This is a genomic window from Mycobacteroides sp. H001 (genome assembly GCF_001440005.1).
In the GTDB taxonomy this organism is placed as follows: domain Bacteria; phylum Actinomycetota; class Actinomycetes; order Mycobacteriales; family Mycobacteriaceae; genus Mycobacterium; species Mycobacterium gwanakae.
This window is the reverse complement of the sequence record NZ_LJYH01000009.1, coordinates 1-9,910: the sequence shown is the minus strand read 5'-3', so window position 1 is coordinate 9,910 and position 9,910 is coordinate 1. Positions and strand designations below refer to the sequence as shown.

Annotated in this window: 10 protein-coding genes and 1 pseudogene; 10 read left to right on the top strand and 1 reads right to left on the bottom strand. The window is 63.1% G+C overall.

Annotated features, from left to right (window positions below):
* The 3 genes from AOT83_RS26535 to AOT83_RS28000 form a co-directional block, all read left to right on the top strand.
* The coding region (locus AOT83_RS26535) for a hypothetical protein (protein WP_057979808.1) at positions 1-2,175 on the top strand (2,175 nt) is incomplete at its 5' end.
* Positions 2,176-2,214: 39 nt separating this feature from the next.
* Positions 2,215-2,697 (top strand): hypothetical protein, encoded by a 483-nt coding sequence (locus AOT83_RS00145; protein WP_057963933.1) that lies wholly within the window; start codon positions 2,215-2,217, stop codon positions 2,695-2,697.
* Between the two features lie 40 nt (positions 2,698-2,737).
* Positions 2,738-3,067 carry a DUF4333 domain-containing protein gene (locus AOT83_RS28000; RefSeq protein WP_234796093.1) on the top strand — a complete coding sequence of 110 codons (330 nt, stop codon included), beginning with the start codon at positions 2,738-2,740 and terminating at the stop codon, positions 3,065-3,067.
* Positions 3,068-3,287: 220 nt separating this feature from the next.
* On the opposite strand, the pseudogene AOT83_RS00140 reads toward AOT83_RS28000, so the two are convergent.
* Positions 3,288-3,806: pseudogene (locus AOT83_RS00140) on the bottom strand (substrate-binding domain-containing protein); the annotation flags it as partial.
* A gap of 205 nt (positions 3,807-4,011) precedes the next feature.
* Here AOT83_RS00140 and AOT83_RS00135 point away from each other — a divergent pair.
* The 7 genes from AOT83_RS00135 to AOT83_RS00105 all read left to right on the top strand — a co-directional run.
* On the top strand, positions 4,012-4,440 hold the full coding sequence (locus AOT83_RS00135) for a hypothetical protein (RefSeq protein ID WP_057963930.1): 429 nt from the start codon (positions 4,012-4,014) through the stop codon (positions 4,438-4,440).
* 161 nt (positions 4,441-4,601) lie between these two features.
* Complete coding sequence (gene ftsH, locus AOT83_RS00130) at positions 4,602-6,872, top strand: ATP-dependent zinc metalloprotease FtsH (RefSeq protein ID WP_057963929.1); 2,271 nt, start codon at positions 4,602-4,604, stop codon at positions 6,870-6,872.
* Between the two features lies 1 nt (position 6,873).
* Positions 6,874-7,488 (top strand): GTP cyclohydrolase I FolE, encoded by a 615-nt coding sequence (gene folE, locus AOT83_RS00125; protein WP_057963928.1) that lies wholly within the window; start codon positions 6,874-6,876, stop codon positions 7,486-7,488.
* On the top strand, positions 7,485-8,537 hold the full coding sequence (folP, locus tag AOT83_RS00120; RefSeq protein ID WP_057963927.1) for a dihydropteroate synthase: 1,053 nt from the start codon (positions 7,485-7,487) through the stop codon (positions 8,535-8,537). Before folE ends, folP begins: the two co-directional genes overlap by 4 nt.
* The gene (gene folB / locus AOT83_RS00115; protein WP_057963926.1) at positions 8,534-8,920 is read left to right on the top strand and encodes a dihydroneopterin aldolase; all 387 of its coding nucleotides are present in this window, start codon (positions 8,534-8,536) and stop codon (positions 8,918-8,920) included. Before folP ends, folB begins: the two co-directional genes overlap by 4 nt.
* A complete protein-coding gene (gene folK, locus AOT83_RS00110; RefSeq protein WP_057963925.1) occupies positions 8,917-9,453 on the top strand; it encodes a 2-amino-4-hydroxy-6-hydroxymethyldihydropteridine diphosphokinase in 537 nt (178 codons plus the stop codon). The genes folB and folK overlap by 4 nt, the downstream gene beginning before the upstream one ends.
* Positions 9,453-9,910: DUF3180 domain-containing protein (locus AOT83_RS00105; protein WP_057980002.1), on the top strand; the 458-nt coding region annotated here is incomplete at its 3' end. The genes folK and AOT83_RS00105, both read left to right, overlap by 1 nt.

Below are 9,910 nucleotides of genomic sequence, written 5' to 3'. Positions count from 1 at the left end.
TGGGTTGTGCTGCTGTGCTTGGCGTTTACTGCCTTGGGCAAGGGCATCACCTTGCTGCGTCGTGCCTTGGCCCCGGTCACCGCCGCAGCCTTGGTGCCGTTGGCTAGTATTTCTGCCCCTGTGCGTGCCACGGCCGGAATCGTCATTGGCGCCAGCGGTATTTGGTGGGTGATGCGCGGACACGCCGCCAGCTGGTGGACACACATCACCGGCACCGGCGGTGCGACCGAGTGGACGTTGATCTCGCAGCTGGTGGTTGTGGCGTTGATCGCTGTTTTTGGTGCGCTGCTGTTCGGCGGCGCCAAAACCCTTGCCACGCTGATCTTCGCCAATTCAGGTGCCCGAGAACGCCAACACAACCTCAGCCAGCAGCAGCGGTGGGCGCTGTTTTGGTCCAGTCACCCGGGCCTGGGTCTGACGCTGCTCGCCGGTGGGGTGGCGCTGGTGTTCCTATCCGGGTACGTCGTTCCGCGGGTGTCGGGGTGGCTTTCCGGCGACGACCCGATGGCTGCCTTGGCGGCCATTGCTGCGATATTGACCGTCGCTTTCTTCGCGAATACGTGGTGGTGGAAAGCACTATCAGGGTGGTGGACCTGGGCCCACACCCACGGCAGCAGCGGCGGCGGAACCAGCCCGCTCGGGCAGATGCAGGCCGGCGGCGCCGTCATTGCACTCATCTGGTTTAGCGCCATGGGATTTGGACTGGCGTCCCCGGCCGATTACACCGGCCCCGGCGCCGCACCTCTGGCGCGTGCCGCCTGCCCACCGGATTGCGGCGGCGGAGGCGGCCTTGACGGTCCTCCTGGGGGCGGCAGCCAGTTCAGACCACCGGACATGCCCGCCCAGCAACCCGACTATCAAGGCGGCATCAACCAGGCGCCCCTGAACCAAAACTCGGGAATCTCGATCTACAACGAAAACCCCGCCCAAGGCGGCGGCCAGCAAGCCTCCCAAAACATGGGCCCACAAATGTCCGGTCAACGCGCCGCCCATGGCGAACCGCTACCCAACTACGGACCCTGGCAACCCGACGCCCAACCTCCCGCCCAAGCACCGGTACAGCAGGCGCCCGCTCAGCCACAACAGCCCCCGGTGCAGCAAGCACCCCAGGCCCCGCAGCAGCCCGCGCAGGCGCCACAGAACCCTGCCGGGCAACAGCCTCCGGCGCAGCAGGCACCCGAGCAGCCGGTACAGCAGGCGCCGCAACAACCCGGCACGCAGCAGCCTCAGGGCCAGCCCGGTCAGCAGCCGGGCCAGCCAAACCAGGGCCAACCGGGTCAGCAGCAGCCGCAGAAAGACCCTGGGCTGCCGAATAAGGACAACAGCCCGATGGACCCGACGGATCTGGCGTCGGCAGCGACTCGTCGTGGGTCGCAACAAGCCGGCGAGCAGGCTGCGCAACAGGGCACGCAACAAGCGACTCAGCAAGCGCCTAAAACTCCCACGCAGACCCAGCAGGCGCCGCAGACCACGCAGCAGACTCAACAAACCCCGACGTCGACGCAGCAAAATCAGCAGACTCAACAAACCCCGACGTCGACACAGCAAAATCAGCAGACGCCCAAGGAGCCCAAGAAAATCAAGGGTGCCCCTAAGCAGGGAGCTCCTGAGGAGAAGCCCTGGGACATCACTGGCGAATTGAAACCCATTAACAAGAATTTTCCGGACGGCAGCCAAAAACTCGGAATCGAGGGGAGGCACGGCCTACAAAACAAGGATCCCGTCTCTATTGGCAAAGCGACCATGGGGGAATACAACTTTGAAAGCACATTCCAGCAAAAACTGGGTGGTGAGGTAGAGGCTTCGGCGGTGTTGAATCCGCAGAGCCCGCAGCCCGTGCTGCCCAAGGCGGAAGCATTTGCAGGTTACAATCTCGAGAACAAGAACCTAGTATCGGGCCCCGGCGTTCAGGGCATTATCACTAATACGCTGAAAGTGGGCCCCAGTGCTAGTACAGGTGCGACCACTGGTACGCCTATCGGTGCGACTACTACATTTCAAAATCTTGGTGGTGGCAATTTCTACGTTAATTTGCCCCTGACTACGGCGTGGCGGCAGGTCGAGGTTGGTAGCACCATACAAGGGGTTGTGAATGTGCCCGAGCTCATCCAGGGCGCCTTCGGGCCGGCTGGTCAATGGATATCCAGCGGAATCCCCTCGGTGTTCGGTCCGTGAAGTTGCTAAAGTCGAGTGAATCGACAGGCGGAGGTGGAAATGACCACTCTTGAACTTGGGCTCGAAGGCCACGCTCCTGTTGGCTGGAGCGTGAGCCTTGAGCAGGCCCGGCGTGGCGATACCTTTCTCTGCGTCACAAGGGACAGCGAAACTGGCCGGCCGATTGTGCCAGAGATTTTAATCTCGGTCGTGGAACTCCCCGATGTAGAAACGTCGTTGGAGGTGCTCGCTTCCTCGCGTCGCGCAGTTGTGGCCGACACCTATGATGAGGTTCGGCTTCGTCGTGGTGAGTTCATCTCCGACCGTGACCCTGAAATGTACGGTCAAGAAATCTCGTTCGAGACCAAGGTGTCTCAAGGTGGTCGTGTTGCGATAATCCAAAGTGAGATTTTGGTTACTTTTCCAGGATTCAAATCACGTGTCTTGAGTTTCCTTTTGACAGCGCCAGAGTCTGTATTTGAAGATTGTGCACTGGATTTCAGGAAGCTGTTCGATTCTATCCTCGTGAAAGAAAGCGAGTAGGGCGATAATGCAATACAGGCCGGCATCGGTAGCTCTTATCTTGACCGCCCTTGTGGTGTCAGGGTGTTCAGTCAAGTCGACATGGCATGCAGGAACGGTAACGGCCGAAACACCACCGACCTCATCCGTAAGACAGATTCCGAAAGAAGAAGCTGGAAAGATCGCGGCCGAGCGTCTTGAAGCTCAATTTGGTGGCAAGGTGGAGTCGGTTGTATGCGAGGGGCCTCTTGATGCGACCGTGGGCGCTACCCAGCGATGCGTGATGAGCGAGGACGGGCAGAAAGCGGGTCTGACCCTCACCGTCTCAAAGGTCGAGGGAGATAAGGTCGACTTCCGTATAAAGGTCGACGACCACCCACTTCCGGAGTAACTTGCGGTGAGGTAACAGCCAACATCCGTGCGGCGTTGGTTGCGTTGCTGTTTGGTGTTTGATGTCAGCGTTGAGACGGCGTGTACGCCCGGTTTCATCGTCTGCTGCCAGACTGCGGCGCGTGCCCGAATACACGCAGCTTGCCGTCGATGACCTGCACACCTTCAAAGCCAACCCGCGCCGTGGTGATGTCAGCGCGATCCCTGTTTCGCTGACCAAGCACGGCCGCCGTGATGGCGTTGGGATCGCTCTTTCCCTGTTCGGCCTCGGCGAGTGCGCCCACCACCGGGCCGGCGGCGACCGTGTCGTCGAGTGGATTGCCGATCCGCAGTGCGGGCTGCTTCAACACGCTCAGCCAGGAGTCGAATGTCGGCGTTTCGCCCTGCTTGGCGGCCACCACAACGGGGGTTCGGGCCACCGACTGACTCGCCGAATCCAAGGGGGACCCGGTGGCGCGCATCTGCCTTGCCAGCCAGATGGACGAATCGGGGAGCCACAATGTGGGCGCACCTCCGGGCTTGCCGAGCGCCGCTGCTGTTGCCGCGGAGGGTTTCGCCTCCACGGTGAGTTTTGTGCAGCCGATTTCTTTGGCGCTCGCGCCGCCAATTGCCTTCGAGACGGCCGCCGCGATGGCCGGGTCGGTGGCCACCGTGAAGGGGGTGACGTCTGCGCATCGTCCGGAGAATTTCTTGTATGCGAAGAACCCGAGCCCGCCGAGCAGGATGGCGACTACCGCCAGTGCGATCCACTTGGGCAGACTCGTGCGGCCAGACTGTTGTCTTCTGCGATTGCGTTCACTGTGGCGACCAGGCATGACTGGACCTCTTCGTTCTCGGCCGCACGCAGACCTGGTGCCCGCGTCGTGAGGCTCGGGGGATAGTACCGTGAACAAGATCACGCTCTGGCCGCCTGAGCAGGCACTTGAGGGGTGTGAAAGGGGGAACATGCGGGTATTGGCGGGGGTGATGTTCTGTGCCCTGTTAGCTGGCTGCTCGGTATTCACATTCGGTGATGACCCGGTCGAGGTTCCGCTCGCCGAGGCCGAGGCGTTCGGGCGGATTGACGTCCCGGACGGTGTCGCGGTCCTGAAAGTGAGGCGAACGCACTTCCAGGACACGCTCTATGCGGTGGTGCTGCGGGCCACGGCACGGGATGTGGACATGACGTTGCGGAATTCGAAGTTCACCGGGCTGTTCCGCCCTGTGCAGAACCCCGCGACCCTCACGGTGATCGCAGGTCCGCCGTTGTCGGGCGCCACGAACGTCACAGAGGCCCAAGACCATGTGGAGAAGCCATGGGTTTATCGCACCATCGTCCAAGATGTCAGGTCACCCGATGAGGTCTACCTGCATATCAGCCTGTTCAACACCTAGCCCCTTATTGAGCCTGGGGACTACCTCCGTTTTCTCCCTCGGCGTAGTGCGCACCACAGATGCGAACATGCAGGTGAGGTAGCCTGAGAGTTCATTACGTATGCCTATGGCCTGCCCCATGACGACGGAAGGACCGGGCCGCTGACCGCGGCCGACGCTGTATGAACCGGACAAACGTGTTTCGCACCCTGGGCGTCATCGTGGTGGTGCTGCTGCTGGGGTGGTCGTTCTTCTACTTCGGCGACGACACCCGCGGTTACAAACCCGTGGACACCACGGTCGCGATCAAGCAGATCGACACCGACAACGTCAAGAGTGCTCGTATTGACGACCGTGAGCAGCAGCTGCGGCTGGACCTCAAGGCCGGCAACGGTGATACCGAGGGCAAGGACAAGGTCATCACCAAGTACCCGACCGGGTACGGGGTGCCGCTGCTGGAGAAGCTGAACGGCAAGGGTGCGGCCGTCAGTACGACGGTGAACCAGGGCAGCATCCTGGGATCGCTACTGCTGTACTTGCTGCCGGTGATCTTGCTGGTGGTGTTGTTCTTCGCATTCAGCCGCATGCAGTCCGGTGGTCGCGGCATGGGCTTCGGTTTCGGTAAGTCACGGGCCAAGCAGCTGTCCAAGGACATGCCGAAGACCACCTTCGCCGACGTGGCCGGGGTCGACGAGGCCGTGGAAGAGCTCTACGAGATCAAGGATTTCCTGCAGAACCCGTCGCGGTATCAGGCGCTGGGGGCGAAGATCCCGCGCGGTGTGCTGCTCTACGGCCCGCCGGGTACCGGTAAGACGCTGCTGGCGCGTGCGGTCGCTGGCGAGGCTGGAGTGCCGTTCTTCACCATCTCCGGGTCCGATTTCGTGGAAATGTTTGTGGGCGTTGGTGCTTCGCGTGTTCGCGACCTGTTTGAGCAGGCCAAGCAGAACAGCCCCTGCATCATCTTCGTCGACGAGATCGACGCCGTGGGCCGCCAGCGCGGTGCGGGTCTGGGCGGCGGTCACGACGAGCGCGAGCAGACCCTTAACCAGCTGCTGGTCGAGATGGACGGCTTCGGCGACCGGCAGGGCGTCATCCTTATCGCCGCGACCAACCGTCCCGACATCCTCGATCCGGCGCTGCTGCGCCCCGGTCGTTTCGACCGGCAGATCCCGGTGTCGAGCCCCGATCTGGCCGGCCGCAAGGCCGTGCTCAAGGTCCACTCGGCGGGCAAGCCGTTCGGCCCCGACGTCGATTTCGACGGGCTGGCCAAGCGCACCGTGGGTATGTCTGGTGCTGACCTGGCCAATGTCATCAACGAGGCCGCCCTGCTCACCGCACGTGAGAACGGCACCGTCATCACGGCCGCGGCGCTGGAGGAGTCCGTCGACCGGGTTGTGGGCGGGCCGCGCCGCAAGGGCCGCATCATCAGTGAGCACGAAAAGAAGATCACCGCCTATCACGAGGCCGGGCACACCCTGGCGGCGTGGGCGATGCCAGATATCGAGCGGGTCTACAAGGTCACCATCCTGGCGCGCGGGCGTACCGGCGGGCATGCCATCGCGGTACCCGAGGACGACAAGGGTCTGGCCACCAGATCCGAGATGATTGCGCAGCTGGTGTTCGCCATGGGCGGCCGCGCCGCCGAGGAGCTCGTATTCCGCGAGCCGACCACCGGCGCGGTGTCCGATATCGAGCAGGCCACCAAGAAGGCTCGCGCCATGGTCACCGAGTTCGGCATGAGCGCCAAGCTCGGCGCCGTGCGCTACGGCACCGAACACGGCGACCCGTTCCTGGGACGCACCATGGGCACGCAGCCGGACTACTCCCACGAGGTCGCTCGCGAAATCGATGAGGAGGTACGTAATCTCATCGAAGCCGCGCATACCGAGGCGTGGGCCATCCTCACCGAGTACCGAGATGTGCTGGACACGTTGGCCGGCGAGCTGCTGGAGAAGGAAACGGTGGTCCGCAAGGATCTCGAGGAGATCTTCAAGGACGTGCAGCGTCGTCCGCGATTGACCATGTTCGACGACTTCGGAGGCCGGATTCCGTCCGATAAGCCCCCCATCAAGACCCCGGGGGAGCTCGCCATCGAACGTGGTGAACCCTGGCCTCCTCCGGTCCCCGAGCCCGCGTTCAAGAAGGCCATCGCCGAACAGGCGGCCGCTGCGGTGCCCGCGAATGGGGCGCAGTCTGCGCCGAATGGTCAAGGCGGTCAACCGGTTCCGCCAGGAAGTCATCCGGGTCAGCCGTCGGGCGCCAACTATGGTGCACCCGCGGGCTGGTATGCACCCGGCTGGCCGCCCCAGGGGCAGCCTCCGTACCCGCAGCCGGGTTACCCGCCGCAGGGACACGCTCCGTACCCACCGCATGTCCCGCAGCCCTACCCGTATCCCGTGCCAACTCCGCATCAGCAGCCGGCTCCGGATGAGGGCAGCGAGAGCAAGAGCTGATATGAACTCGCCCGAGACGGCCGAGCGTAACGGCCAGCCGGCTGGTCACGTCTTCGACCAGGCACGTGCCGAGGCTGCGGTCCGTGAACTGCTCTTAGCAGTTGGTGAGGACCCGGACCGGCATGGGCTGGTGGACACGCCCGCCCGCGTGGCGCGCGCGTACAAGGAGATATTTGCCGGTCTCTACACCGACCCAGATACGGTGTTGAACACCACCTTTGACGAACAGCACGACGAGTTGGTGCTGGTGAAATCGATACCGATGTATTCGACATGTGAGCATCACTTGGTGTCGTTTCACGGTGTGGCACATGTGGGGTACATCCCCGGTAAGCATGGCCGGGTTACTGGACTATCGAAAATCGCTCGGCTGGTTGATCTTTACGCAAAACGGCCTCAAGTGCAGGAGCGATTGACGGCACAGATCGCCGACGCGTTGGTGCGCAAGTTGGAGCCGCGCGGCGTGATTGTCGTGGTCGAAGCCGAGCATTTGTGTATGGCCATGCGCGGTGTGCGCAAGCCCGGAGCGACAACAACCACCTCCGCGGTGCGTGGCCAGTTCAAGACTGACGCCGCCTCGCGGGCCGAGGTTCTCGACCTGATGATGAGGGCATGATCGCCGGCGTGACGGATACCCCCGCATTGACCCATATTCTGGGAGTCGTCAACGTCACCGACGACTCCTTCTCTGACGGTGGGCAATTCATCAAGCAGTCGGATGCGGTGGCGCACGGGCTGGCGCTTGCTTCTGCGGGCGCCGACATCATCGATGTCGGCGGGCAGTCGACGCGGCCGGGCGCGACGTCGATCAGGCAGAAGATTGAAATGCAGCGGGTCATCCCGGTGATCAAAGAGCTTGCCAGCCATGGGATCAACGTCAGTGTTGACACCATGCGCGCCGAGGTCGCGGCCGCCGCGGTGGAGGCGGGTGCGAACATGGTCAACGATGTCTCGGGCGGCCGGGCAGACCCGGAGATGGCCCCGCTGATGGCGAGTCTGGGGTTACCGTGGATTCTGATGCATTGGCGCTCAAAGGATTTCATACACACATCGAGTGCTAAGAACTACGGTGACGTGGTTGCCGATGTCTCACGCGAGCTCATGGAGTCGGTAGAGGTCGCGCTCAAGGCCGGAGTTTCTCAGGACAAGCTGATCCTTGACCCGGGTCTTGGCTTCGCTAAGACTGCCCGTCACAATTGGCTGTTACTCCAAGCGATTCCGGATTTACAGGAGCTGGGTTACCCGATTCTCATCGGCGCCTCCCGGAAACGATTCCTGGGTTCGCTACTTACCGACCTCAAGGGCGTGGAGCGTCCGGCCGACGGGCGTGAAACCGCAACGGCCGTCATCACCGCGCTTGGCGCGCTTCATGAGGTATGGGGTGTGCGGGTTCATGACGTCACGGCATCCATGGACGCGCTGAAGGTGGTGCGGGCCTGGGAGACTGGCGGTGTCGAGACCATCGAAGAGGACGAGGAAGAGGGGCGCGAGCACCTCCCGGAACAGCAGACCGAGCCCGAACCTACGCCCGCCGCCGAAATCGCTCAGGACGAGGTGACCATGGAGGTGACCGTGCGGACCGCTCGACCCGAACCCAGTAAGACCGCAGGGGGCAAGTGGCGTCGTGAGGTTGCCCAGCGCGGCACCAAGGGCGGCACGAAATGACCGACCGCATCGAGTTGCGCGGCCTGAAAGTTTTTGGTTATCACGGAGTTTTCGAGCATGAGCGTCGCGACGGCCAGGAGTTCTCGGTAGACGTCACTGTCTGGCTGGACCTTGATACCGCGGCGGCCACGGATCAGCTGACCGACACCCTCGACTATGGGGAACTGGCTCAGCGGGCGGCCGCGATCGTGTCCGGTCCACCGCGCAATCTCATCGAATCGGTTGCCGGTGCGATCGCCGACGATGTGATGACCGATGCCAGGGTTCACGCTGTGGAGGCGGTGGTACACAAGCCCGACGCGCCAATTCCGTTGACGTTCAGCGATGTTGCGGTGGTGGCCCGCCGTTCCCGGAGATCGCGGCCCGGGGGATCACCGCAGTGACCCGCGCGGTGCTGTCTATCGGATCCAATCTCGGTGACAGGCTCGCGCACCTGCAATTGGTCGTCGACGCGCTGGGCGCGGATGTGATCGGCGTTTCACCGGTGTATCAAACCGCACCGTGGGGACCGGTTCCGCAGTCTGACTATTTGAATGCCGTGGTCATCGCGCAGGGGCGTGAACCGCGGGAGTGGCTCGAGGTGGCGCATCGCCTAGAGCGGTCTGCACAGCGAGTACGTGCGGAACGCTGGGGCCCGCGCACTCTCGACGTTGACGTGATCAGCTGCATACAGGATGTCGACGGCACCGCAGTGGCTAGCGAGATCCTCTCGGAGGACGTGGAGCTGACACTGCCGCATCCCCGCGCGCACGAGCGCGCTTTTGTATTGGTGCCGTGGCTGGCGCTCGATCCGGAGGCCGCACTGACGGTCGAGGGGCGGCTCCGTCCGGTTGCCGAGCTGGTGGCAGGTCTGTCCGAAGCCGAACGTGCCGGCGTCCGCCGTGTGGATGACACTCTGACTGGTCCGGCGGCGTAATGGGACCCACTCGGATCCGTGAACTGCTGCTGGGGGGTGCCGTTACGGCGATCCTCGGCTTCTTCTTTGTCTCAGTGGCTTACGGTTCCCTGCCGCCGATCCCGCTGCTCGGGGGTGTTTCGCTGTTGGTGCTGGCGATCGCCGAGGGTGGCTGGGCGTTCTACATCCGCAACAAGGTCACTGACGGTGAGATCGGGGTTGGCACGGGACGTTTGCCGGCGCTTGTGGTGGCACGTTCGGTGGTGGTCGCGAAGGCCTCGGCATGGCTCGGCACGCTGATGACGGGATGGTGGCTGGCGATGCTGGTCTACATCCTGCCGCGGCGCGCGCAGCTGGCCGCGGCGGCAGCGGACACATTCGGCGTAGTGATCGCCACCGGTTGTGCGTTGGCGCTCGTGGTCGCCGGGCTGTGGCTACAGCATTGCTGTAAGTCGCCACCCGACCCGCCCGCGACCCC